Here is a 22,604-nt window from a genome sequence, read left to right on the forward strand (position 1 = left end):
ATAGTTTGATTATTGCCGTAATCTCATTACGAAACCAGTCCGGACGAACCTCAAGGAGGCTGCGCATGGCCGAAGTTGTGGCATCGAGGGTGACCCGCGAGACAGTGGGGCCCATCGCCGACGGCGCCTTCAAGCTGCTGCTCGCCGTCGCCTACCTCGCCGGCGCCGCCCCACTCGGCCGGTTACTCGGCACGCCGACCTGGCTGCTCATCGCCTCCGGCGCGGCCCTGCTGATCGGCGGCGGCATCGAGATCGCCTACGTGCGCACCCGACCGGCGCGCACCTACACCCGCCTCATGATCACCTACGACAGTGGATGGGGACTGGCGGCCCTCACCGGCCTCCTGATGGCGTGGCAGGGCAACGGCGCCGGCGGCGAGGTGTGGCTCGGCTACCAGACGGCCGCCCCGCTCGTGTTCGCCGTACTGCTGGCGGCCGCCCCGGCGAAGTGACCGCGCTGTCGCGTTCGGGGTTGTTCGCGACCACGGGTTTTCACGCTGCCCCGGGCCCTGGGTCCCGGGCCCCGCGCTGCGATCAGCGAACCCCGTCGTCATCGCCGTAGCCGCCGTAGCCGCCATACCTGCCGTAACTCCCGTTCCACGCCCGCAACTTGTCCGGATTCACCACCATCCACAACTCGCTGATCAACCCACCCCGCACCTCCACCGCCAGCACGGCGATCGTCGTCCCGTCGAGCCGTACGGCCACCCCGGGCATGCCGTTGACGTCGTCCTCGACGATCTCCATGTCCGGTTCCCGTCGCATGAGCCCGAGGAAGAGGCGGGCCACCTTGTCGCGGCCGACGACCGGGCGCAGGGCCGCGCGCACCTTGCCGCCCCCGTCGCTGCGGGACTCGACCGCCGGGTCGAGGAGGGCGACCAGTGCGTCGAGGTCACCGGTCTCGCAGGCCTCGCGGAACGCGGTGACGACGCGGCCGTGTTCCGCCGCCGTACCGCTGCCGGGCGGGCGGTGGGCGAGGCGGCGTCGGGCGGAGGAGGCGAGTTGGCGGCAGGCGGCGGGCGTACGGCCGACCGTCTCGGCGATCTCGGTGAACGGCAGGCCGAACACGTCGTGCAGGACGAAGGCGACGCGCTCCGCGGGCGTCATCGAGTCGAGCAGCACCAGCATCCCCATGCTGACCGACTCGTCCAGGGTGATCCGGTCGGCGGGATCCTCGGCACCCGCACCGCCGCCCGTACTGGCCCACCCGGCCCCGTGCCGCACCGGCTCCGGCAGCCACTCACCGGTGTACCGCTCCCGCCGGGCCCGCGCCGACCCCAACTGGTCGAGGCAGATCCGCGAGGCGACCCGGGTCAGCCAGGCCATCGGCACGTCGATCGCCCGCTGCGCCTCCTCGGACAGCGCGTACCAACGGGCGTACGTCTCCTGTACGACGTCCTCGGCATCCTGCACCGAACCGAGCATCCGGTAACCGAGGTTGAGCAACCGGCGCCGCTCGGCCATGAGGGAACCGAGGGTGGGGTCCGGGGCCGGGTCCGGGTCCGGGTGCGGGTCCTGGTCCTGGTCCTGGTCCTGTGGTGATCCGGGTGACGTGGACACAGCCGCGATCATCCTCCCCGTACGGACGGACGGCCGCCCCGCACCACATGCTGCGCGAGCCATTCGTCGAACGTCTGCCGCCCCCGAGGCCCAACCGCGCCGCCGGCGAGCGGCAACAGCCCGTCCCCCGTCATCGCCGCCCCCACCGCCCCCGGCATCCGCACCGGCACCACCACCCGCCGTTCGCCCCGGGCCCGCAGCAACTGCCGCACCATGTCGACGAGTTGCTCGACGCGCGGCCCTGCGAGATCCGGGGCCATGCCCTGAGCGGGCCCGCCCGCCAGCTTCACCAGGTGCTGCGCGACCTCGCGCGCCGCGATCGGCTGGGTCCGCATCCTCGGCACCACCGCGAACGGCTTCGGCACCCGTTCGAGGGTCTGCTCCGCGAACTCGTGGAACTGCGTGGCGCGCAGTACGGTCCACGGCAGCGGCCCGCCCCGCACCACATCCTCCTGACGGAGTTTGCCCTGGTAGTAGCCAAGCCCGACCCGGTCGATGCCGACGATCGACAGCACCACGTGGTGTCGTACGGCGGCCCGTTCGCCCGCGGCCAGCAGATTGCGGCCCGCCGCGTCGAAGAACGCGACCGACTTCCGCGCGCCGGTGGTCGTCACGTTGCTCACGTCGACGACGGTGTCCACCCCGTCCAGCGCGGCATCGAGCCCCGCGCCGCCCGCGACGAGATCGACACCCCGCGACCGGCTCAGCACCACCGGTTCGTGCCCGGCCGCGACCAACTCCTCGACCACGTACCGCCCGACCAGCCCGGTACCGCCCGCCACCGCCACCTTCATCGCTCGTCACCCTCCCGCTCGGAACGCGCCGACGCCGACACGGACACCGGCACCAGCAGCACCGCCGACAGCAGCATCAGCAAGGACAGGGACACGACGTTCAGGACCTGGTCACGCGTGCCGTACATGTCGAGATGCCGCACGTGATAGCTGAAGTGCAGCACGTTGAAGACGATCCAGACCGCCCCCGTCGTCTGCACCAGCCGGGTGTTCCGCACCTGGCGCAGCGCGATGAGCGTCAGGCAGGCCAGCGCGAGGAACATGGACCCCGCGTCCTTGACCAGGTGCTCGTTGTAGGGGCCCAACTGGGGCAGCCACTTCAGCCCGAGCCCGGGGAAGTTCGCGTACCACCCCGTCGGCGAGAAGTAGGCCCACAGGCCTGTGTACAGGCTGACCACGGCCAGCAGACCGAGGCTGACGTACCGGATTCTTGTGTTCATACCGATACGACGACACAGCCCCCGGGAATGTCACGGCGGGGCCCGAAGGCGCAGGTCAGACGGCCGGCCGCCGCACCATGAACACGTCCACCGCGTCCTCGCTCTCGACGACGAACCCGTACCGCTCGTACAACCGCCGGGCCGGACTCCCCCGCAGCACATTCAGCCGTACGACGCCGGTGTCGGCGCCGCCGCCGTCACGGTCGCACCCCTCCAGCAGCTCCCCCAGCACCCCGGAACCGATCCCGGCGCCCTGAAGCCGCGCGTCCAGATAGAAATGCTCCAGCCAGTGGCAACCGGCGTCCGCGTCCGGCCGTAGCGCCACGCATCCGGCGAACGCGCCGCCCACCTCGATCACCCACGTGTGCGCGGGCTCGAACCCGTCCCGCAGCCGCTGCCGCACGCGCCGCTCGTCGTACCGCCCGAGCCGTTCCAGATCGCCGCGCAGGACGACGGCCCGCAGCTCGGCGATCGCCTCGACGTCCGCCGCCGAGGCGGCCCGTATCTCCCAGTCCGCCATGATCAGCACGCTACGGCCCCGGAGAAACCATTGGCACCCCGGCACCCCCGCCTGCTGGACTGCGGCCATGCACGACGACACCGAGACGATCCTGGACCGAGGCCACCACGCGAACGCCAAAACCCCCTGGGACAAGGAGAGTTGGCGAACGGCGGCCCTCGACTGGGCCCACCGCGAACTCACGACACGAGGCATACGCCCGACCGGCCGACGCGGTGTACGACTCCGCCCATGGTCCGTCCTGGTCCGGATCGCCGTAGAAGATCTCGGTGAAGGCCTCGGCGAAGGGCCCGGCGCCACGACCACCGTCTGGCTGAAGGCCTGGAACAACTCGGCGTCCCGAGCGCCCGCACGACGGCCCTCCCCCAAGTCTTCGACCACTCCGACCTACACGACGGCCAGTTGTTCAACAGACTTACTGGCAAGGAAGTTTGCCGTGCATTCACCGTGGTGGGGCGGCTCGGTGTGACCGGCTGTGCGGTCTCCTGGGGCCGGCACTTTCCCGGGGCGTCGGACGAGACACGGGCGGCGAGTGCGGAGTGGCTGCTGGAACTGGCAAGGTGCGAGCCCCCGTTCTGACCAGTGGGGAAGCCTCCCCCACCAACTACTCCTGCTCCCCTATCGGTTGACCTCTACCGATTGACCGCCAGCCACGCTTCCATCTCATCGAAGTCCGCCCCCGTGATCCCATACCGATGGTCGACGCGCTGCAACAGCGCCCGTTCCGGATGGTGGGCGGTCACCCAGTCGCGGTCGGGGTCGCGGATCTCGTCGTCCACCCAGACGAAGGGGCGCCCGGCGGCCCAGGCGACGAGGGGGCGGGTCTTCCAGTGCAGGTCGCGGACCGGGGTCTCCTCGGCGGGGTCGGGCCAGTCCACCAACGGGAGTTGGGGCAAGCCGAGCCAGGGAGCGACGCAGACGTTCGCGTCGTCCATCCAGGTCGTCGCCCACACCAGTTCGCACCGCAGCGCGGCGAGCCGGGGCCCGAGCGAGGGGTCGATCCGGGTCAGCAGGGGCGGGGCGGCGGCGACCGGCGGCGCGAACCCCGGCTCGTACACCGGGTAGGGCCGCGACGCACCGAAGGGGAGCAATGTCCCGTCGACATCAAGGAAGAGGAGCATCGACACCAGGATCGGCCACTTTCCCGCCCTACGCCACGCACGTCACCCCACGAACCGCCCCACGCACGTCACCCCTGGCACCTCGAACCGCCCACGCACGTCACTCCTCGAACCCGCCCGCGCGCAGCAACGCGTCGACCTTGGCCCGATGCGCCGCCTCCCACTCGTCGAGGCTCTCGTCGCCCTCCTGGACCAACCGCGCCAACGCCCCCGCGAGCACCTCGGCCCGCCGCGCACCCGGCACGACCACGACCCCGTCCTCGTCCGCCACCACGACATCCCCGGCGTCGACGGCGACGCCCCCGCACCGCACCCGCTCGTTCAACGGCAGTACGGCCTTCTTGACCCCCGGAATCGGCACGACCCCCCGCCCGAACACGGGGAACCCCGCCGCCCGCACCTCCCCCACGTCCCGGATCACCCCGTCGACGACGAACCCGGCGATCCCGCGCCCCTGCGCGACGGCACAGACATTCCCGCCGGCGAGCGCGTACTCCACGTCCCCCGACTCCACGACGACGACCGAACCGGGCTCGGCACGGTAGATGGCCGCGTGCAGCATGAGGTTGTCGCCGGGCGGACACCGCACGGTGAAGGCCGGCCCGGCGAGCCGCGGCATCGGCCCCCACAACGCCCGGACGCCGAGGTCCAACACCTGCTCGTGGCCGAGCAGATCGGCGAGGGTGGTCGTAGGGATGTCCTCGAATTCGGTGGCATCAGTCATACGACGGACGCTACCGTCACCCCCATGACTGCCGGGTCGGCCCTGTGCCGTGAGCGAGTCGGGTACCCGGCCTCCGAGTGAGGCCGAGGCGGGCCAGGGGCCCGCCGTCTGTCACTGCGTCCAAGTCAAGTCGAGGCAACACCTCAGCGCGACAGCGCGATCCACGGACCAGCAGCGACAGAGAGAAGAGATCACCCCTTCATGCCCAACGACTTCAACCAGCCGATCATCGACGAGTTCCGCGCCAACCGGGGCCGTATGAGCGGCTACTTCGAAGGTGCCCGCCTGCTCCTCCTCACCACCACCGGCGCCCGCACCGGCACCCCGCACACCACCCCCGTCGGCTACCTCCCCGACAACGGCGACCGCGTCCTCGTCATCGCCTCCGCGGCCGGCTCCGCCCGGCACCCGGACTGGTTCCACAACCTCGTCGCCCACCCCCAAGTCACCGTCGAGAGCGGGTCGTTCACCTACGAGGCCCGAGCCGTGGTCCTCACCGGCGAGGAACGCGACGAGGTCTTCGCCCGAGCCGTGGAAGCGGACCCGGGCTGGGCGGCGTACCAGGAGAAGACCACCCGGGTGATCCCGGTCGTGGCCCTCCACAGCCTGGCGCAGGGCGGCCCCGGCACCATCAACGCGACATCCTTCGGCGAGGCCATCAAGGTGGTCCACGACGCGTTCCGCCGCGAACTCTCCCTGATCCGGGCGGAGTTGGCGTCCACCGCGAGCAGCAGCACAACAACCCTCGGCGCCCAACTCCGCGTCAACTGCCTGACGTTCTGCCAGGGCCTCCACAACCACCACACCGGCGAGGACACGATGCTGTTCCCCCACATCGCCGAACAGCACCCCACCGCCACCCCGGCCCTGACCCGCCTCCGCGAGGAACACGAACGGATCGCGACCCTGGTGGAGGAGCTGCGCGAGACCCTCACGTCGACCACGGACCCGGCGGCCGTCCGCACCGAGGTGGAACGGCTGACGACGGCACTGGAGGCCCATCTGACGTACGAGGAGGAGGAGTTGATCCCACTCTTCGACACCGCCGCCTGATCCCCGACAGCCTCGACGCTCCTTACGCCTTACGCCTTACGCCAACGCGCGGGCAAGGTAAGGGTTGGCCCTTCGGCGGACGGTGAGTCCGAGGGAACCGGTGGCCGCCGCCAGGGTCATCGCGTACGAGTCCACGGCGCGACGGACGTTGGGAGCGTCCAGGCTCGCTCCGGTGACGAGCCGATCGAGATCGACGTACGCGGACCGGACGATCTCGATCCACCGGTAGACCCGCCAGTCCTTCTCCCAGTCCTTGGTGTACGCGGCGGGCAGCTCGCGCTGCCAGCGGCGGAACATCCGGTCGCGGATCTCCGGCCGGGTCGGGGTGAGGTGCATGTGGCGGACCAGGTCGTAGAGGGGGTCACCGACCACCGCCATCTCCCAGTCGATGATCGTCAGCGCCAGATCGTCGTCGCGGCGGACCAGGTTCCACGGGTTGAGGTCTCCGTGCAGCAGAGTGGAGGCCCGGTGGCTCACCTCGTAGCGGGAGAGGATCTCCCGGAGCCTGAACGCGTCGGGAAGCCCCACGAACCGGGCCAGTTGCTGCGACTCCTTGGGCAAACCCTGTACCAGAGTGACGAGTTGTTCGCTCAGCCACCGGTAGAAGCCACCGGTGCCCGCCGCGAGCGGGTCGACCTGGATGTAGTCCACCTCTGTCAACGCGCCGAGTTGGGCGACCAGCCCGTCCGCCTCGTGCGGCAGCAGTCCGTGCACCGGGTGGTTGGGCTGCTGACGGGTGTCCTCGGGACCCTCGTACGTGTGGATGGCGAACGGGTCTTTGGAGTACGTCTGGATGTCGATGGCGCCTTTGGAGTGGCTCTCGCCCAGTGCCAGGACCCTCGGTGCCGCCACGGCCACGTTCGACCGCGCGATGGCCTGCAGCACGGCGTGCTCGCTGAGGAAGCTGCGCTCGCGCCGGTAGACGTTCGCCACCTTGCGCCGCACCACGACGGGGAAGCCGGTGCCCGGGACCCGGACCACGGTATTGAGATGCGCGGTGCCTTTGAACACCCGGCTGGCGGGTGCCGCGCCTTCCAGGAACAGGGCGTCCCTGACGGCGACGTGGGGGAAGTCGGGGCTCTCCGGGACGCGCAGGTCTGCTTTCCAGGCGATCGCCGACCGGCTCGCCGTACCGCGCCGTGCGGTCCCGCCGGTCCCGGCGGACGCCCGCCAGCGGAACAGGATCCGCTCGATCTCTCGCTCGCCCGGCACATGACTGAGCCTCAGCGGCTCGGCACCCGCTTCCAAGGCCCGGCGGACGGCCGCCGTCGCCTCGTCCAGACTCTTCTGGTCGAACAGTTCCTCCAGGGACTTCGCCGCCCGCATGACGTCCGGATAGACCGACTGCGCGCGCTCGAAGGCGACGTAGTGCCGCAGGTCCTTCGCCACACCGTTGACGACCGCGGGCCGGACGGCCTGCATGGCGTGCGCCCAGGCTTCGATGACCTCTTCCCACTGATACGACGGGTAGTGCATCCGGACGAGGTGGGTCGCGAGATCGTGCAGGGGGTCGCCGTAGGTCGCCAGCTCCCAGTCGACGCAGATGAGCGGCGGATCACCGTCGTACGACATGATCAGGTTGTCGCGGTGCAGGTCCGCGTGCAGCAGGCTGTACGGTCGCCGCGCCATGGCGGGTACCCGTTCGGCCAACCGGATCAGGGCGTCCTCGGCAATACCCAGGGCCGCGAACAGGCCGCCGAAATGGGGCCAGTTGGGCTTGCGGATCTGGCTGTCCGCCATCACGGACAGCGTCCGCAGAAAGCCTTGGCTGTCCGTGTGGTTGCTGGGCCACAGCGACGGTCTGGGCGGCAACGCCCCACTGCGGACCTGGGTCATCTGGGCCAGGAGACCCACCAGCGCCTTCATGAGCAGTGTGTCGACCGGTTTCCCGTTCGCGCAGACGCTGGAGAGCGGCACGCCTTCCACATAGCTGTGGACGGCGAAACCGTCCTCTTCGATCAGGCACTCGGGCACATTGGGCAGCACGCCCTTGATGGCCCGGAGGATTTCCGCCTCGTTCTCCCAGGTCCTGATCACCACGGGCAGCGCCTCGCGACGTCTGATCCGCACGGTCACCGAGGTTCCGGGATCCCGGCCCACCAGACCGGCCATGGGTTCGGTCAGCGGCAGGACGTAGTTCTGGTTGTGGAAACCGTTGCTCGCCTGTCCCTCGTCCGCGGCACGCCGTCTGAACGCCTCGTAGACGGGGTGGGACCGAACAGTGGTGGGGCGTCTCCCAGTCATAGGACTACTGGGGACAGGCAGTGCGCCCACTGGCCGCTCCGGAGTGCTCGCGCGGAAAATGCAAGGGTGTGAAAACCGGTCTGGGAAACACTGATCACTAGTCCCAGGTGATGCACGACAGGACTAGTTTCACGGTCGACTGGCCGAAACGTGTGGTTTGCCAGAATCCGTGCCAGTTCGCCCAAGGTTGGCCTGTATGTGCCATCCCCCGCGCGCGAAACGGGAGCGGTTGCTCACACGATTGGGGCATGCTAGCGCATGCCTACCCGCCCTCATCTGTGAGCCACGTCCAAACAGACTCGAACCAGGTCGTCATGCCCTCCACGAAAACGGACCCCGGCTTGGTCGGGTCCGCGTCCTTCACGTGGTGGGTGAGGGTGGCGCCGTAGCCCAGTACGTCGAGCGCGGTGATCTTGTCCCTGTCGTCCAGGACCACCGCACGTTCGATGACCGTGTAGACGCCGTGCAGTACCTCGACACCATTGATCACGTACAGCTTGAACGTCGGCGTGAGTGGCGTGTGCCGGATCTCCAACTCGACGGAAGGGACCAGGTTTTCGGCCTCCAGAGCCATCAGCACCTCGCGCAGGGACTCCGTGTGCCGCTTGGTGATGTGACGCAGCCGGGCCTGCAGCCGCGGATCGTCCTTGTCGTCCTTGGCCCGCGGGTACGGCAGGGTCATCGACTCGGTGGGCAGCAGCACACGCAGAGCGATGCGCTGAGGAGCGATGTTCTTGGCGCGGATCCGCTCCGCCTGCGTACGGATGTGCGCGTCCAGGGACTCCGACGTCAACGTGTAGACATCCAGGGTGACTTCGGGCTGTTCGAACGCCTCTCCGATGAGAGGCCCCAGTGTCAGCGCCTGGCGTGACCTGCTGGCCCTGGGCGACCAGGACTGGATGCGCTGGTTCTTGATGACGCGGGAACCCTTGCCCTGCCGGGACTCTATCCAGCCTTCGCTGCGCAGTTCCTCGAGGACCCGCTGCACGGTGTTGCGGGAGACTCCGAACTCCGTCGCGAGCGCCGACTGCGCCGGCAGGTAGGAGTCCAGCGGATACGCCCCGTCCGCCATCCGGACCCGGAGCTCCTCCGCGACCCGACGGAACTCCTTGCCGCCTGCCTCGCCCTTCCCTGGCCTCGTCACGCTCGGTATGTACCACCCACGGACGACCGGCAAACCGCATTCAGTCAGGCAAGAGGTCAGTCAACTTGCAGGTTAATGGATCAAGTTGACCGGGCAATTCCGCTACAAGCAGTCAACTGGTCGATACCTGTGGCAACTTGATCGATTACCTGGGCGAGTCACTAGGGGGTGGGTGCCATGGGCATCCAAGTGTTCGGGATCACCGTGCAGTTGGACGATCTGATCCAGCTTATGCTCTGGACCACAGGGTTGCTCACCTCGCTGGCGGCATGGCTCCGCAGGCGCAGCAAGCGCTCAGGCAAGCAGAACAGTCGTATCGGCCGGTCTACCCGCGGAGTATCCGCAGCAGGGGCTCAAGAGAAACGACCACGTGCTCTGCTCCGCCCTCCCGCAAAAGCTTCGCCTTATCTCCGTTACGCGCGTAGCCGAGGAACGGGACCCGGGCCTCACGCGCGGCGTCGAAGTCCGAGAGGGAATCGCCGATCATCAGGGCGGCGGCCGGCGCGGCCCCCATGGCGCTCAGGGCCCGGTTGAGGCAGTGCGGGTCGGGCTTGAGGCGGTGGAGGTCCTGGGTGCGGCCGTAGATGTGCGGGGCGAAGCAGGTGACCAGGCCGCGGCTCGCCAGGTATGCGCGGGCCACCCGGGGGGAGTTGTTCGTGGCGATCGCCAGTCGGGAGCCCGCCGCTTTCCAGGTACGGATCAGCGGGTCCGCGTAGGCGGTGGGCATCGCGGAGGCGGTGGCTCTCATCTCTTCCTGGGTGAGACGTTCCTCCAACTCCCCCACCAGGTCGCTGCCGGGACGCCGGCGGTCCACCGCGCGCAGCACTATGTGCGGGTCCAGGGACTTCCGTTCGTCGTCCGTGAGCAGCCCGTGGAGACCGCGGCCCTCCAGCCACTCCACCAGTTCGCCGGCCACGCGCTCCGCCTTGTGTCCCGCGAAGAGCCGGCAGATCGGCCCGTCGAAGTCCCACAGCACCACGTGTGCACGCGTGATCAGTTCCCGCAGCTTCTCTGTCTCTTTCTCGGTCTCTGCTGTCACCAGTTCAGTCTGCGTCGCATCAGAAGTCACTAGGAGAGTGTCAGGTCCGTCGTGATGGTTTCCCAGAGGGCGTCGAACCACAGCTGCGATTGCTCCACGAAGGCCGCGTCCCGCTCGCCGCTCTGCCGGAGGAAGGAGAAGAGGAGGGACTGCGAGCCGAGGACGTCGTACATGTCCAGGGTCTGGGTCCCGTACTCCTCCTCGCGTCTCGTGAGCATGTAGTAACCCAGCAGCGCCTCCTGGCCGTTGAGGAGGTACAGCTTCACGGGTGGGGTGAAGGGGAGGGCGCGGAAGGTGACCTTGACGTCCATGCCGTGGGTGGCTCTCAGGGCCAGCAGGTTGTGCTGGAGGACCTGGCCCTGGGCGTTGCGCATCGACAGCCAGCGCTGGTGGACCGAGTCGTCCTCGCCGCTGCCGTCGGCCGGGACGGGGAACGCGAGGGTGATCTCCTTCGAGGGGACCAATATGCGGACCTCGATCGACTGCGGGGTGAGGCGGCCCTCGTGGATCTGGCGGAGGGGTTCGCCCAGGGCCAGCATCAGGGTCTCGGCCGTGTGGCACACGACATCTATGTGCACGTTCGGCGCGGAGAAGGCCTCCGTCAGGCGAGGCGCCAACCCGACCATCGTCGGCTGGGGTTCACCCCGTTCCGGCGTCGGCGGTTCCGCGATCCTCGGTGGGCTCCCCTTGCTCACGTTCGTCAGGAGCCCCGCCTCCTGGAGGAGGCGCAACGCCTGGCGTACGGCGCCCCGTTCGACCCCGAACTCCTCCGCCAGGTCGGCCTGGGTGGGCAGGCGGTCGCCTGCCTTGAGGTCGCCGGTGCGGATGCGGTCGCGTAGGGCGTCGGCGATCTCCTGGGGCGAGAAGCTTCTGCTGCCGTTCACTGCCACGTTCTCCTGGGTCACGACCAAACGGTATAACTCTGCCCCATCTAAGGGGAGTTGTTTGGAACCTGATTGTAAGTAGGTGTGAGTAGGTGCCAATCGGGAACAACTTAAGCAGAGTTGGCTGCCAACTTCGAAGAGTTGCTCCAAGTTGGTGGAAGTTTTGCTTCCACAGCCCGAAGGGGGAACCACCGTGCCTGCCATAGCCCTCCTCTCCGCCGTCTTCGTCGTCGGCTTCGAGCAGATCGTCCAGTGGAAGTACGGCGCCACCGGGATCATCGGCCTGCTGTTGCTCTCCATCGGCATCAAGGCCAAGAGCCCGGCCATCAGCTCCATCGGGGCCGTCGTCCTGGCCCTGCTGGTCACCGGACCGGCCCTGTGACCGTACGACCCGTAGGCCGCCCCCAAGGTCACGTCAGGTCAGCCACTGCGGGAGGCGATCAGCTCGTGGGCGTCAGCGTGAGCTCCGAACTGATCGTCTCCCACAGTGCGTTGAACCACAGGTGCGACTGTTCCACGAACGTCGTGTCCCGCAGCCCGGCGCTCTGGTCGAAGGCGAACAGCATCGACTGGGTGCCCTCCGCGTCGTACATCTCCACCTGCTCCTGGCCGATCTCCGCCTCGCCCTTGGTCAGCGTGTAGTAGGCGAAGAGCGCCTCCGAGCCGTTGAGCAGGTACAGCTTCACGGGCGGGGTGAAGGGCAGCGCGCGGAACGTGATGTGCACGTCGATGCCGTGTGTCGCGCGTAACGCGAGCAGGTTGTGCTTCAACACCTGGCCCTGGGCGTTGCGTTGGGCCAGCCAGCGGCGTTGCAGCCGGCTGTCGGCCGGGGCGTCCACGCGGGCGGGGAAGGCGAGGTCGATGTCGCTGCTCGGCAGCAGCACCCGGACGTCGACCTTGGCCGGTTTCAGACGTCCGGCGTGGATCTGACGCAGCGATTCGCCGATGGCCAGCGTGAGCGAGACGGCCGTCAGGCACAGCGCCTCGATCTCCACGTGCGGCTGCGCGAACGCCTCCGCGATGCGCGGCCCCAGGCCCACCATCGTGGGCTGCGGCGGGGCTCCCGGGCCGGTCAGGGCCAGGGTGAGGTCGGGGGCGACGGTCGCCGGGCTCCCCTTCGACACGTTGGTGAGCAGTCGCTCGGACTGCAGGATGCGCAGTGCCTGTCGTACGGCTCCGCGCTCGACGCCGAACTCGTCCGCCAGCTTGGCCTGGGTGGGCATGCGCTGGCCGGGCCGCAGTACACCGGACCTGATCCGGGTGCGCAGCTCGTCGGCCAGCTCGCGGTGTGACCACTGTGGCCGTGGTGACCTCGTCCGTCCATTGACGGTGGCGTGTTCCGGGTCCACGACCAAACACTACAACTTCCCGCCATCTTTGGGCAGTTCAAGGAAAGGTGGTTATGAGACGTACCCAAGAGGAGATAACTAGAAGAGAGTTGGTCACCAACTTGACCGACTTGGCCGCCTGGGTCTCTCTCCTGGAGGGGAGCCGAGAGCCCGGCGGCCGGCACCACCATCACAACTGAACAGCTACGGATGAGTCGAGTCCATCAAGTCGAGTCCATCAACAGGCACCAGCGGAAAGGTCGTTCAGGTTCAGAAGATGTCCGGGCACCATGGCCGCCTGGACGTACGCAGCAGGGCGTCGGCCACACGGGCGGCGCCCGCTCGTTCTTCCCGCACCCGCCCCAACGCGGCCAGCCGCACGGCAGACTCGTCACCCAGCCACAGAGTCCCCAACTCCCCTACATCGAGGGTGAGTTCGGGGCTCTCCGTCGTCGGCGTGCAGGACGCGCCCTGCGCCGAGGCCTCCAGCCGGTAGCGCCCGCCCGCCAGTCCGGCCGCGTCGACCACCTCGAACACCAACGCGCCCTCCCCTTCGTACGACCGCGCCTCCATGGCCCGTACGACGTCCAGGATCCGCACCCACAGCCAGTCCGCCTGTGTCGTGATCGTGGCCGCGCGCGGGTCCGGCAGGAGGAGGGGCAGCAGGTCGTCGGGGGCACGCCAGCCCGACTTCACCTTCGTCACCCAGTCGATCGAGCAGAGGTGGTGCCACAGGGCGCGCTCGGCCGCCGGGGTCGTGGCGATGAACCCCTTCACCGTGGCCGTGTCGAGCGGCTGCTTGGCGTCGCTCCAGGTGTCGTCGCAGACGTACGCCACCAGGCCCTGCACCTCGCCGTCCGCCGCGCGGTAGACGGCGTAGAACGGCTCGGTCCAAGGCGCGCGCGTCAGACGTACGGCACCTGTGTTGACCTGCCACCAGCGGTTGTCGCGGGTGATCGCGCCGGGTTGGGTGCGGCGCAGCTTTTCGTGCAGATCAGGGCCGAGCTTGCGTACGTCCTCGCCGTCCACCAAGTCGATACGGCCGCCGTCTTCCGGGACGGACCAGCGGGGGTCCAGGCCTGCCCTCGTTACGTCGATCTCCCATTGGGTCGCCGAGGTGGCGGGGCCGAAGCCGTAGCGGCCGTAGATGCGGTACTCGGCTGCGATGAGGGTGGCTACGACGTCGCCGCGCTCCTTCGCCGCCGCCAGGTCCTGGGTCATCATGCGGGTCAGTAGGCCTCGGCGGCGGTGGGTGACCGTGACGGTGACGTTGGAGATGGCGTCGGCCTGGACGGGTCTGCCGCCTACCGCCGTCAGTTCCTGGGGGAAGGAGCGGAAGGTCGCTACGCAGCGGGGGCCGTCGAAGGCGCCGAGGGTGCGGGGCGGGTCGATGTAGGTGGTGCGGTCGGCGATTTCTTCGTCGGGGACGTATGGGGTGCGGAGGAAGCCGGTGTTGAGGGCGCGGATCCAGTCGGGGATCTCGGGGGGTGTGATGGGGCGTACGGGGAGGGTGTCTTCGCGGCGGGTCATGGGGTCACGGTAGGTCTGTGGGGGTGGGGGTCGCGGGGATTTTTTTCGCCCCCGCCGCCCCTACCCGTCCCATCCCTGGGGGCTGCGCCCCCAGACCCCCGGCGGGTTGGGGGTGGGTGGTTTCGGTTGTGTGCGGGGTGCGGGCCGGTGGGAGCTTGTCGCGCCCGCGCGGCGGAGCCGCATATCGATACAGCCCCGCGCCCCTTACCCCCAGCTTCCAACAACCACCCATCCACCGTTGGCCGCTGAGCCGACCCGGCGTGCTGGCGAGACGCGAGCGCGCACCCCTCACGCCGGCCCAGAACGCAGTACAGGCAAGGGAGTTCACACCTGGCCGAGAAGCGAGTGGCCCAACGTCCGCCCCTAGAACACCGCCCGGATCTCCCCCACCTCACGGCCCCCACCCAACACCGCCGCCTTCCCAAGACCCCCGGCCGGTACGCCCATCACGTCCAGCACCCGTCGCAGCACCGGCCCCAACGCCCGCCCCGCCCCATCCTCAACCTTGAACGCCACCGCCCGCCCGTCCGCCAACGCGACCGCCTGCACCGCCTCCGCCCCCATCTTCGACAGCAGCCCCGGCACCGCACGCATCACCAACGTGTCGGGCCGCCGCGTGCCGGCGACGTACTCGGGGTGGGCCCGCATCGCGTCGGCGACCCGGCGTTCCGGGGAACCCGGCTCCGCCAGGACGAAGGAACGGTACGCGCGGGCCAGGCCCGTCAGGCTGATCGCCAGGAGGGGGGCGCCGCAGCCGTCCGTGCCCACGGCGGCCACCCGCTCTCCCGACGCTTCCTCCACAACCCTGTGGATAAGTTTCTGGAGCGGGTGCTCGGGGGCCAGGTACGACTCGACCGGCCAACCCCGCCGCACCGACGCCGCCAGCATCGCCGCGTGTTTGCCGGAGCAGTTCATGGCGATGCGGTCGCGTACGCCGCCCGCCGCCAGGTACGTCTCCTGCTCGACGGGGTCGAGGGGAAGGTCCGGCGGGCACTTCAACTGGCCCGCGTCCAGGCCGTGTTCGGAGAGGAGTCGGCGTACCAGATCGCGGTGGAAGAGTTCGCCGGAGTGGCTCGCGGCGGCAAGAGCCAGGCGTTCGCCGGTGAGGTCCAGGCCCGCGTGCAGCGCGCCCGCCGCCTGCATCGGCTTGTTGGAGGAGCGGGGGAAGACGGGGGTCGTCACGTCACCCAGGGCCAGTTCGACCGAACCGTCCGCCGCCAGGACCACCAGGCTGCCCCGGTGCCGGCTCTCCACGAAGCCGGAGCGGACGACCTCCGCGAGCACCGGAGGGGGTGGGCCGGAAACCCCCGAAGCCCCCGCAACCCGCGCGGCCTCCGCAATGCCCGCACCCTCAGCCGTCACATCGGGCCCCTCACGTCGCTCACGTAACTCACGTCAGCAGGTCGTCCACCTGCGCCTCTCCCTCACGGTACCGGCGGGCGATCTCCGCGCTACAGCCGTCGGCCGTGTGCTGGAGGACCTGGCGGCGGCGGGAGACCTGCTGCTCGTACCGGACGAGGCGGCCCATCGCCGTGGTCAGTTCCACGTCGGTGCGGGCCTCCAGGTCGGACAGTTCGACCTCGGCCAGCATCTCCGCGGCCAGCAGCCGGTACTCCTCGCTGTGCGGCGTGCCCAGCGTGACGTGCCGGGCCGATGAGCGGTGGCGGGCGGGGGCGTCGGTGAGGATCTCCGAGAGACGGTCCACCACCGATGCCGCGCCCGCCGGGGACCGCCGGGCCAGTTCGGCACGGAGGATGTCGATCCGGCCCTGGAGCAGCCGTCGTACGTAACTCAGGTCCGCCTCGTCGCGCTGCGCGTCGCGGCGCAGCGCGCGCAGCTCCGGGAGCCGTAGCGCGGTCAGGTCGGGTGCGGCCGGTTCGGCGGGCAGCAGCGGGCTGTCCACGCGCTGCACGGGCGGGCGGCGCGTGGCCGCTCCCCCCGCGCGGATCAGCGAGACAGGCCCAGGGGGCTGCCCGGTACTCGGTGTGCTCATGTGCCTCTACCCGTCCCCTCGACCGGCGTGTGGACAGCATCGTGCCACCCCAACTGGCCGCTATGTGACCGAGTGCCCCCGAACGGCCCCAGATGGGGGGTTAAGGATCAAAAATAGGCCCCCCTACGGCCGCCTCGGAGCCCTTCCCGCCCGCACGGCATCATGGGGTCCATGCGAGCTGTGGTGCAGAGGGTGGACGGCGCGAGTGTCGTCGTCGAAGGCGAGACGGTCGGGGCTATCGAGGGCGAGGGGTTGTGCGTCCTCGTCGGCGTCACCCACGACGACACCAAGGAGAAGGCGGCCCAACTGGCCCGCAAACTCTGGTCGATCCGCATGCTCCACGACGAGAAGTCGTGCAGTGATGTCGACGCCCCGCTGCTCGTCATCAGCCAGTTCACGCTGTACGGCGATGCCCGCAAGGGCCGCCGTCCCACCTGGAACGCGGCCGCCCCCGGCGACATCGCGGAGCCCCTCGTCGACGAGGTCGTGGCCCAACTCCGCGCCCTGGGCGCCACCGTGGCGACGGGCCGCTTCGGCGCCCAGATGCGCGTCTCCCTCACGAACGACGGCCCGTTCACCGTCGTCGTCGACCTCTAAGACCCCGCAACTAGGGCTCTACGACCACTTCCTGGGCCGCCGCCGTACTGTCCGCCAGCAAGGGCGCGTCCAACGGCACGTTCCGCTTCACCAGCGCCAGCGCGATCGGCCCCAGCTCGTGGTGCCGTACGGACGTCGTGATGAAGCCGATCTTGCGGCCCTCCGCGCCCTCCTCCGCGAGCCTCAACTCCGTGCCGTGGCCCGGGAGATGGACCTCGCTGCCGTCGAGGTGGAGGAAGACGAGACGGCGCGGGGGCTTGCCCAGGTTCTGGACGCGGGCGACCGTCTCCTGGCCGCGGTAGCAGCCCTTCTGGAGATGGACCGCCGTGCCGATCCAGCCCAGCTCGTGCGGGATCGTGCGGTGGTCGGTCTCGAAGCCGAGGCGGGGGCGGTGGTGCTCGACGCGCAACGCCTCGTAGGCCAGGATCCCGGCCGGCGGGCCGGACTTCTCGGCGTACGACTCCAGGTCCTCGCGCGGGAGGAAGAGGTCGCGGCCGTAGGGCGTCTCGCGTACGACGGCGCCGGCGGGGACGTCGGCGATGGAACCGGCGGGGACGTACACGACCGCGAACTCACTTGTGCGGTCGGTGACTTCGACGCGGTAGAAGAACTTCATCGACTCCAGGTAGGCGATCAGCGCGTCCTGGGTGTCGGGTTCGGTGTGCATCCAGACCGTCGTGCCGTCGTCCACGAGGTACAGGGCGTGCTCGATGTGGCCGTGCGCGGAGAGGATCAGGGCCTCGGTGGCGACGCCGGTGGGGAGGTCGCTGACGTGCTGGGTGAGCAGGAGGTGCAGCCAGCTCAGGCGGTCGTCACCGGTGACCGCGACGACCCCGCGGTGCGAGAGGTCCACGAAACCGGTGCCGTCGGCGAGGGTGCGCTGCTCACGGAACAGGTCGCCGTAGTGGGCGGCGACGCCTTCGTCCACTCCTTCGGCGGGGACGGCGCCGGGCAGGGACAACAGGGGGCTCTTCATACCGGTAAGCCTACGACTCGGTAGTTGAAGACTCAGCTGACGTCTTACCGGTCGGATTCTTCTGTGTGCAGTCCTTGCACCTGCCGAAGATCGCGAAGTGCTTCATGTCGGTCTCGAAGCCGAACGTGTCCCGCAGCTTGGCCCGGAACTCGGCGGCGACCTCGACATCGGCCTCGATGACGTTCGTGCAGTCACGGCAGACGAGGTGGATGTGATGGTGCCGGTCCGCGAGGTGGTACGTCGGCGCCCCGTGTCCCAGGTGCGCGTGACTGACCAGCTGGAGCTCTTCGAGGAGCTCCAGCGTTCTGTACACGGTGGAGATGTTGACCCCCGACGCGGTCTTCCTCACCTCGATGAGGATGTCGTCGGGGGTCGCGTGCTCCAGGGTGTCCACGGCTTCGAGCACGAGCTGCCGCTGCGGCGTCAGCCGGTAGCCGCGCTGCCGCAGATCGGTCTTCCAGTCCGTGCCCGGGTCCGTGCCTTGGGTGCTCACCACACGTCCAGTCTAGGGCGGTGCGCGCCGGCTCATCCCTCCGCCGACAGGATGCCGTTCGTCAAGGCATCGGCGAGTGCGCCACGGTAGGCGCGCGTGGCGCGGGCGATCTCGGCATGCGCCTGGATCTTGTCGTCGAGGGCCGCCAGTGTGGCACCGATCGCGGCCTGCTCGGCGGCCGGTGGCACGGAAACGGGCAGTTCACCCAGGGCACGAATGCTCAGTGAGGGGATGACCGCGCGGGCCGTCCGCGTGCTGATCCAGTCCTGAGCGGCCGTCGCACTGAGATAGGCGGCAAGATACGCCGACCCGACAGGCCCCGCCTCAGGCAGGCGGAGGCGTACCAGGTTGGGGTGGAACAACCAGCCCACGTGCTCCGAGGTGACCAGGGCGCAGCGACCCACGGTCCCCGTCCGGGTCAGGAGAAGGTCCCCTTCGGCCAGTTCGTATTTCACCAGCGTCCGCGCCCTGTCCCAGGAGATCGCGGGTACGGCCGCGGCATCCCCGGTGACGATCCGCTGACCGCTCAAGTCGCGCGGAAGGACGAGAGGCACCCCGCCGTCCACCTGAGTGCGGCCCCTGTCCGCAGTACGTAGGCCGGGGCCGACCTGGATGAGCGCGCACAGTTCCGCCAAGGGGCGAAGCGACCAGCCGTCCGGCGGAACGAAAGCGTCGGCCGACGTCACAGTCCATACCTCCCGAGCCGTCGGTCGGCTTCGGCATCGGCCGCCGCTGCCCGCGTGTGCAGGGTTTCGATCTCCCGGGACAGTTCCGCCAGCCGACGCAGGGTCTCGGCAGGGTCAGCCGCACGAGCGACCCCAGCCGGGCCGGGGTGCCGGACATACCGAGCGGGATCGAGACTGTGGCCGTGCGCCGCGATCTCCGTCACCGGCACGGCCCGGCTCAGACCGGGGGTGCCCACGAAGGAACCTCCGGTCCTGTGCCAGGACACATACGCGTCGACCAACCGCGCGATCTCGTCGTCGGCCAGGACCCGCTGGGTCCGGGTGACGTGATGTCCGAGGTGCTCACCGGCCACGAACAGCACGTCAGAGACCGGGAGTTCACCGGGACCGGGGGCGCGCAGGAACCAGATCTGCGTCTGGACGGCGGTGAGCGTGAAGAGCTCGGCAGGAAGCGCGATCACGCACTCCACCGCCCCGGCCTCGACCAGCCCCGCACGCACCGACTCGGCGGCTCCGCTGTTGACGGCGGCCCCGGACGGCATCAGCACCCCGGCCCGGCCACCTGGAGCGAGCCGTGAGACGGCGTACTGAAGCCAGTCGAACTCGGTCCTGCGGGCAGCGCCATAGGTCCAGTACGACGGCAGAGTCACGTCGTCGAGGAGACGGCCGAAGGGCGGGTTGGTCAGAAGCACATCGAACAGACCGGGAGGATCGGCCGGGCCGTGCACGGGAACAACTGGTCCTTCACCCAACCTTACGGGACGCCCGTGGTGCACCCGCAAGTTCATGCCTGCCACTCGTCGTTCCCGAGACTCCGGCACCCGTCCGCTGACATGAACCGACAGGTCACCGCCCTGCTCGGCGACCGCGTCCAGATAGGCGACGAGCAGTTCTCCCGTACGGCCGTACGGGTCGTGGACGCTCCCCGCTCCGGGCCGTACGCCGGCCAGCGCCCGGGCCATGACCCGGCTCACGGACGGCGGGGTGAAGAACTCGCCGCCTTCCCGGGCGTGGGTGGCCAGCCAGCGGACAAGGACATGGTCGAACGCTTCTCGGACCTCCCGCTGAGAGCCCACGGTGGTACTCGCGAGGGTGCGGGAGAATTCGTGCCCCAGATAGCCGGGCACTTCCTCGTCCAGATGGTGATGGCCACGCACCATCCAGCTGAAGTCGTCCACGGTCCTGATCACATGGTCGGGTTCCACGATGCGGACCAGGACGAAGTAGAGCAGCCATTCGAGATAGCGGTCCAGCGACATGGGCCCCCGCAGCCGGTCCGCCTCCGGTCCCGCCAACTGCCGGACCGCCCGGAGCAGTCCACCGGCCGTACCTCCGGACAACCCCGCGCGGAACCGGTCGCCGTAGGTCGTGCCCACCGGTTCGTCCGGACGCAGGGCGTTCGCGGGAACGGTCCGCCCGGACAACCAGGTCAGTACGTCATCGGCGGGAAATCGCTCGATCTCGGCCCCGGACGCGTCATCGGCTCCGGCGTCGGGAGTGACGGGTGCGGGAAAGTCCGCGTGCCTCCGCTCCCAGTTGGTGACAGCGGGGCGCTTCACCCCCGCGAGACGTGCGATGTCGGGTCGGGAAACGAGCACGCCGGCGAACTCCGCGTGCGAGCTCTGCGCGGGTGGCAATGCGCCGGAGTCGGCCACAGCGTCTCCCTCCCTTCAGAACTGCGGCGGTCTGGTGCCGCCGAGGACATCCGCCCGGCCGGCGAGCACGGCCGGGAACCGGTCCATGGCCAGTGCCGCCTTCGCCAGCTCAGGGCTGACGTAGCCGAGCACGCGGTAGATGGTGTCATGGTCGGCGGCGAGATGCCGGTGGTGGACCGGCTCGTGGTGCATGACCCGGTTACGCAGCAGGACCAGCGAGGTCAGGTCGCGGTAGAGACGGTCGCGTCGTCCTCGGTAGTGCGGAAACGCCGAGTGCAGCACAGGCACCCAGAACTGCCGGTCGTAGCCCGAGCCGTGACTGATCAACGAGACCCAGAAACCGAAGGACAGCTCCGCCACCACATCGTCCGGCGTCGTGTGGCGCAGGCGCCGCCCGCAGGTGCGACGGGCGTCGTCCACGAGCTTGCGTCCGCGCTCGTTCAAGGGCGCCACCGCCCACCAGTCCGGCCTGCCGTGGTGCCGTACGAGCGCGCTGTGCAGGGCGTTGCGAAGGGCCAGTTCCAGGCAGTGAAGGGGGCCGAGCAGGGCGGCCGACACTTCGATGTTCCACCAGTACAGCCGCTCCGCGACCCCGGCGTCACCGTGCGCGGCACGGATGTAGCGCTTCAGGCGGGGCAGAGACAGGTCTCGCAGTATCCACTCGGGCAGGCGATTGGTGGTCATGGTTTCCCCCGGCGCATCCCCGGATGCGCTGTGCTACCGTCGAAAACGAACGTTCTGGGCTCGCCTCTGCACCGCAAGCCACCCAGAGCACAGCATCCGGAGCCCCGGTCGCAGGCAAGTTGCGACCGGGGCTCCGCGCATGTGCGAGGCCTGGATACCCGCTCCACGAAGACAACATCACTGTAGCCACGCGCCACCCCGCCCGCAACTGCATTGCCATGCTGTTTGTTTTGTTAACCCACACCGGCGGTGACCCGAGGGGTTAACAGACAACGTCCCCCGGGCCTCAGCGGCTTACGGGGGACGTGGAGGACTCGCCGGATACGCGAGGCGACTGCCGACCGGCTACTTGAAGAAAGCGATCCCGTCGTCCGGCATGTCGTCCGGGAGGGCCTTCGCCCAGCGTTCGACGTCGTCCGGGGTGACGATCTTCTTCAGGTGGGCGGACATGTAGGGGCGGAGTTCGACCTCGGGGGTCTGCTTCTCGCCGACCCACATGAGGTCGCTCTTGACGTAGCCGTAGAGGCGCTTGCCGCCGGTGTAGGGGCCGGAGGCGGCGGTGCGGGCGACCGCGTCCGTGACCAGGTCGATCTGGGGCTTCTGCTTGGCCAGCTCGCCGTACCAGATCTCGACGACGCCGTCGTCGCGGGTCATCGTGACCTCTACCTTGCGGTCGGCGTCGATGCGCCAGAAACCGGACTCGGTCTCCAGGGGGCGGACCTTGTTGCCGTCGTTGTCCAGGACCCAGGTGTGGGAGCGGTACTCCAGGAAGTCGCGGCCGTCGTGCGTGAAGGAGACCTCCTGGCCGAAGTTGCACTTCTCGGAGCCGGGGAAGTCGTGCACGCCCGCGCCGGCCCACTCGCCGAGCAGGAAGACGAGGGGGACCAGGTCCTTGTGGAGGTCGGACGGGATCTCGATCATGACGTCAGCAGTTCCTCGGTGGGGGTCAGCGCTGGCCCTGGTACAGCTTCTTCACGCTCAGTCCGGCGAAGGCGAGGACGCCGACGCAGACCAGGACCAGCAGGGTTTCGAAGAAGATCTCCAACACGGGTGCTCCTCGGATGAGCGTGGTGCGATGCGTGTACATGTGCGTAAGGCCGGGCCCCAGCTTACGCGGCTGGGGCCCGGTGCTCACGGTG

At 69.1% G+C, this 22,604-nt stretch carries 26 protein-coding genes; 5 read left to right on the forward strand and 21 right to left on the reverse strand.

Translation table 11 applies throughout. The annotated features are described in order from the left end of the window. The first annotated feature begins 65 nt into the window (after positions 1 to 65). Positions 66 to 452: a hypothetical protein gene (locus tag ACIBK4_RS21030; RefSeq protein WP_398996249.1), complete on the forward strand. Its 387-nt coding sequence runs from the start codon at positions 66 to 68 to the stop codon at positions 450 to 452. Between the two features lie 82 nt (positions 453 to 534). Here ACIBK4_RS21030 and sigJ read toward each other — a convergent pair whose 3' ends face one another. The 4 genes from sigJ to ACIBK4_RS21050 are packed head-to-tail and all read right to left on the reverse strand — an operon-like array spanning position 535 to position 3,314. Further along, positions 535 to 1,572: an RNA polymerase sigma factor SigJ gene (gene sigJ, locus ACIBK4_RS21035; RefSeq protein WP_398996250.1), complete on the reverse strand. Its 1,038-nt coding sequence runs from the start codon at positions 1,570 to 1,572 to the stop codon at positions 535 to 537. Beyond that, positions 1,569 to 2,354: an SDR family oxidoreductase gene (locus ACIBK4_RS21040; RefSeq protein WP_398996251.1), complete on the reverse strand. Its 786-nt coding sequence runs from the start codon at positions 2,352 to 2,354 to the stop codon at positions 1,569 to 1,571. Before ACIBK4_RS21040 ends, sigJ begins: the two co-directional genes overlap by 4 nt. Beyond that, positions 2,351 to 2,794, reverse strand: a complete 444-nt coding sequence (locus tag ACIBK4_RS21045; RefSeq protein ID WP_398996252.1) for a hypothetical protein — start codon at positions 2,792 to 2,794, stop codon at positions 2,351 to 2,353. The genes ACIBK4_RS21040 and ACIBK4_RS21045 overlap by 4 nt, the downstream gene beginning before the upstream one ends. A 55-nt stretch (positions 2,795 to 2,849) precedes the next feature. After that, on the reverse strand, positions 2,850 to 3,314 hold the full coding sequence (locus ACIBK4_RS21050) for a GNAT family N-acetyltransferase (RefSeq protein WP_398996253.1): 465 nt from the start codon (positions 3,312 to 3,314) through the stop codon (positions 2,850 to 2,852). Positions 3,315 to 3,381: 67 nt separating this feature from the next. Here ACIBK4_RS21050 and ACIBK4_RS21055 point away from each other — a divergent pair, with 67 nt between their 5' ends. Further along, complete coding sequence (locus ACIBK4_RS21055) at positions 3,382 to 3,783, forward strand: hypothetical protein (RefSeq protein WP_398996254.1); 402 nt, start codon at positions 3,382 to 3,384, stop codon at positions 3,781 to 3,783. Between the two features lie 163 nt (positions 3,784 to 3,946). Here ACIBK4_RS21055 and ACIBK4_RS21060 read toward each other — a convergent pair whose 3' ends face one another. Next, positions 3,947 to 4,435 (reverse strand): HAD domain-containing protein, encoded by a 489-nt coding sequence (locus tag ACIBK4_RS21060; RefSeq protein ID WP_398996256.1) that lies wholly within the window; start codon positions 4,433 to 4,435, stop codon positions 3,947 to 3,949. A gap of 100 nt (positions 4,436 to 4,535) precedes the next feature. Further along, on the reverse strand, positions 4,536 to 5,159 hold the full coding sequence (locus ACIBK4_RS21065; protein WP_398996257.1) for an RraA family protein: 624 nt from the start codon (positions 5,157 to 5,159) through the stop codon (positions 4,536 to 4,538). A 201-nt stretch (positions 5,160 to 5,360) separates the two neighbouring features. Here ACIBK4_RS21065 and ACIBK4_RS21070 point away from each other — a divergent pair, with 201 nt between their 5' ends. Further along, the gene (locus ACIBK4_RS21070) at positions 5,361 to 6,212 is read left to right on the forward strand and encodes a nitroreductase/quinone reductase family protein (RefSeq protein ID WP_398996259.1); all 852 of its coding nucleotides are present in this window, start codon (positions 5,361 to 5,363) and stop codon (positions 6,210 to 6,212) included. 36 nt (positions 6,213 to 6,248) lie between these two features. Here the strand turns inward: ACIBK4_RS21070 and ACIBK4_RS21075 are convergent, their stop codons facing one another. The 4 genes from ACIBK4_RS21075 to ACIBK4_RS21090 form a co-directional block, all read right to left on the reverse strand. Then, positions 6,249 to 8,456: a phosphotransferase gene (locus tag ACIBK4_RS21075; RefSeq protein WP_398996261.1), complete on the reverse strand. Its 2,208-nt coding sequence runs from the start codon at positions 8,454 to 8,456 to the stop codon at positions 6,249 to 6,251. A gap of 262 nt (positions 8,457 to 8,718) precedes the next feature. Continuing rightward, a complete protein-coding gene (locus ACIBK4_RS21080) occupies positions 8,719 to 9,600 on the reverse strand; it encodes a GntR family transcriptional regulator (protein WP_398996264.1) in 882 nt (293 codons plus the stop codon). A gap of 325 nt (positions 9,601 to 9,925) precedes the next feature. Beyond that, a complete protein-coding gene (locus ACIBK4_RS21085; protein ID WP_398996266.1) occupies positions 9,926 to 10,639 on the reverse strand; it encodes an HAD family hydrolase in 714 nt (237 codons plus the stop codon). A 29-nt stretch (positions 10,640 to 10,668) separates the two neighbouring features. After that, positions 10,669 to 11,550 carry a winged helix-turn-helix domain-containing protein gene (locus ACIBK4_RS21090; RefSeq protein ID WP_398996268.1) on the reverse strand — a complete coding sequence of 294 codons (882 nt, stop codon included), beginning with the start codon at positions 11,548 to 11,550 and terminating at the stop codon, positions 10,669 to 10,671. A 166-nt stretch (positions 11,551 to 11,716) separates the two neighbouring features. On the opposite strand from ACIBK4_RS21090, the gene ACIBK4_RS21095 reads away from it, so the two are divergent. Further along, positions 11,717 to 11,905, forward strand: a complete 189-nt coding sequence (locus ACIBK4_RS21095; RefSeq protein WP_019062567.1) for a hypothetical protein — start codon at positions 11,717 to 11,719, stop codon at positions 11,903 to 11,905. A 58-nt stretch (positions 11,906 to 11,963) separates the two neighbouring features. Here the strand turns inward: ACIBK4_RS21095 and ACIBK4_RS21100 are convergent, their stop codons facing one another. The 4 genes from ACIBK4_RS21100 to ACIBK4_RS21115 form a co-directional block, all read right to left on the reverse strand. After that, on the reverse strand, positions 11,964 to 12,878 hold the full coding sequence (locus ACIBK4_RS21100) for a winged helix-turn-helix domain-containing protein (RefSeq protein ID WP_398996270.1): 915 nt from the start codon (positions 12,876 to 12,878) through the stop codon (positions 11,964 to 11,966). Between the two features lie 243 nt (positions 12,879 to 13,121). Then, a complete protein-coding gene (locus ACIBK4_RS21105) occupies positions 13,122 to 14,381 on the reverse strand; it encodes a GNAT family N-acetyltransferase (protein WP_398996272.1) in 1,260 nt (419 codons plus the stop codon). A 363-nt stretch (positions 14,382 to 14,744) separates the two neighbouring features. Beyond that, positions 14,745 to 15,722 (reverse strand): asparaginase, encoded by a 978-nt coding sequence (locus ACIBK4_RS21110; RefSeq protein ID WP_398996452.1) that lies wholly within the window; start codon positions 15,720 to 15,722, stop codon positions 14,745 to 14,747. Between the two features lie 49 nt (positions 15,723 to 15,771). Next, the gene (locus tag ACIBK4_RS21115) at positions 15,772 to 16,374 is read right to left on the reverse strand and encodes an aerial mycelium formation protein (protein ID WP_398996274.1); all 603 of its coding nucleotides are present in this window, start codon (positions 16,372 to 16,374) and stop codon (positions 15,772 to 15,774) included. 171 nt (positions 16,375 to 16,545) lie between these two features. Between ACIBK4_RS21115 and dtd the strand changes: the two genes are divergently transcribed. Continuing rightward, positions 16,546 to 16,971, forward strand: coding sequence for a D-aminoacyl-tRNA deacylase (dtd, locus tag ACIBK4_RS21120; RefSeq protein WP_398996276.1), 426 nt, complete (start codon positions 16,546 to 16,548; stop codon positions 16,969 to 16,971). A gap of 10 nt (positions 16,972 to 16,981) precedes the next feature. Here dtd and ACIBK4_RS21125 read toward each other — a convergent pair whose 3' ends face one another. The 7 genes from ACIBK4_RS21125 to ACIBK4_RS21155 all read right to left on the reverse strand — a co-directional run bounded on the left by ACIBK4_RS21125 (position 16,982) and on the right by ACIBK4_RS21155 (position 22,552). After that, entirely contained in the window at positions 16,982 to 17,947 is a 966-nt protein-coding gene (locus ACIBK4_RS21125; RefSeq protein WP_398996278.1) for a YgfZ/GcvT domain-containing protein, read from the reverse strand. Positions 17,948 to 17,957: 10 nt separating this feature from the next. After that, complete coding sequence (locus tag ACIBK4_RS21130) at positions 17,958 to 18,443, reverse strand: Fur family transcriptional regulator (RefSeq protein ID WP_398996280.1); 486 nt, start codon at positions 18,441 to 18,443, stop codon at positions 17,958 to 17,960. Between the two features lie 29 nt (positions 18,444 to 18,472). Next, positions 18,473 to 19,126, reverse strand: a complete 654-nt coding sequence (locus ACIBK4_RS21135; protein ID WP_398996282.1) for a restriction endonuclease subunit S — start codon at positions 19,124 to 19,126, stop codon at positions 18,473 to 18,475. Further along, positions 19,123 to 20,781, reverse strand: coding sequence for an N-6 DNA methylase (locus tag ACIBK4_RS21140; RefSeq protein WP_398996284.1), 1,659 nt, complete (start codon positions 20,779 to 20,781; stop codon positions 19,123 to 19,125). Before ACIBK4_RS21140 ends, ACIBK4_RS21135 begins: the two co-directional genes overlap by 4 nt. Before the next feature lie 15 nt (positions 20,782 to 20,796). Next, positions 20,797 to 21,465 (reverse strand): hypothetical protein, encoded by a 669-nt coding sequence (locus ACIBK4_RS21145; protein ID WP_398996286.1) that lies wholly within the window; start codon positions 21,463 to 21,465, stop codon positions 20,797 to 20,799. 345 nt (positions 21,466 to 21,810) lie between these two features. Continuing rightward, on the reverse strand, positions 21,811 to 22,386 hold the full coding sequence (locus ACIBK4_RS21150; protein ID WP_019062576.1) for an FABP family protein: 576 nt from the start codon (positions 22,384 to 22,386) through the stop codon (positions 21,811 to 21,813). A 25-nt stretch (positions 22,387 to 22,411) separates the two neighbouring features. After that, on the reverse strand, positions 22,412 to 22,552 hold the full coding sequence (locus ACIBK4_RS21155; RefSeq protein WP_398996463.1) for a hypothetical protein: 141 nt from the start codon (positions 22,550 to 22,552) through the stop codon (positions 22,412 to 22,414). Between the last annotated feature and the right edge of the window lie 52 nt (positions 22,553 to 22,604).

The sequence above is a fragment of the Streptomyces sp. NPDC050528 genome (assembly GCF_044457795.1).
GTDB lineage: Bacteria > Actinomycetota > Actinomycetes > Streptomycetales > Streptomycetaceae > Streptomyces.

Excerpts from the sequence above, each read along its gene's own strand:
- ACIBK4_RS21030 (WP_398996249.1), top strand. The coding sequence starts at position 66 with ATGGCCGAAGTTGTGGCATCGAGGGTGACCCGCGAGACAGTGGGGCCC.
- sigJ (WP_398996250.1), bottom strand. The coding sequence starts at position 1,572 with ATGATCGCGGCTGTGTCCACGTCACCCGGATCACCACAGGACCAGGAC.
- ACIBK4_RS21040 (WP_398996251.1), bottom strand. The coding sequence starts at position 2,354 with ATGAAGGTGGCGGTGGCGGGCGGTACCGGGCTGGTCGGGCGGTACGTG.
- ACIBK4_RS21045 (WP_398996252.1), bottom strand. The coding sequence starts at position 2,794 with ATGAACACAAGAATCCGGTACGTCAGCCTCGGTCTGCTGGCCGTGGTC.
- ACIBK4_RS21050 (WP_398996253.1), bottom strand. The coding sequence starts at position 3,314 with ATGGCGGACTGGGAGATACGGGCCGCCTCGGCGGCGGACGTCGAGGCG.
- ACIBK4_RS21055 (WP_398996254.1), top strand. The coding sequence starts at position 3,382 with ATGCACGACGACACCGAGACGATCCTGGACCGAGGCCACCACGCGAAC.
- ACIBK4_RS21060 (WP_398996256.1), bottom strand. The coding sequence starts at position 4,435 with ATGCTCCTCTTCCTTGATGTCGACGGGACATTGCTCCCCTTCGGTGCG.
- ACIBK4_RS21065 (WP_398996257.1), bottom strand. The coding sequence starts at position 5,159 with ATGACTGATGCCACCGAATTCGAGGACATCCCTACGACCACCCTCGCC.
- ACIBK4_RS21070 (WP_398996259.1), top strand. The coding sequence starts at position 5,361 with ATGCCCAACGACTTCAACCAGCCGATCATCGACGAGTTCCGCGCCAAC.
- ACIBK4_RS21075 (WP_398996261.1), bottom strand. The coding sequence starts at position 8,456 with ATGACTGGGAGACGCCCCACCACTGTTCGGTCCCACCCCGTCTACGAG.
- ACIBK4_RS21105 (WP_398996272.1), bottom strand. The coding sequence starts at position 14,381 with ATGACCCGCCGCGAAGACACCCTCCCCGTACGCCCCATCACACCCCCC.
- ACIBK4_RS21115 (WP_398996274.1), bottom strand. The coding sequence starts at position 16,374 with ATGAGCACACCGAGTACCGGGCAGCCCCCTGGGCCTGTCTCGCTGATC.
- dtd (WP_398996276.1), top strand. The coding sequence starts at position 16,546 with ATGCGAGCTGTGGTGCAGAGGGTGGACGGCGCGAGTGTCGTCGTCGAA.
- ACIBK4_RS21125 (WP_398996278.1), bottom strand. The coding sequence starts at position 17,947 with ATGAAGAGCCCCCTGTTGTCCCTGCCCGGCGCCGTCCCCGCCGAAGGA.
- ACIBK4_RS21145 (WP_398996286.1), bottom strand. The coding sequence starts at position 21,465 with ATGACCACCAATCGCCTGCCCGAGTGGATACTGCGAGACCTGTCTCTG.
- ACIBK4_RS21150 (WP_019062576.1), bottom strand. The coding sequence starts at position 22,386 with ATGATCGAGATCCCGTCCGACCTCCACAAGGACCTGGTCCCCCTCGTC.
- ACIBK4_RS21155 (WP_398996463.1), bottom strand. The coding sequence starts at position 22,552 with ATGTACACGCATCGCACCACGCTCATCCGAGGAGCACCCGTGTTGGAG.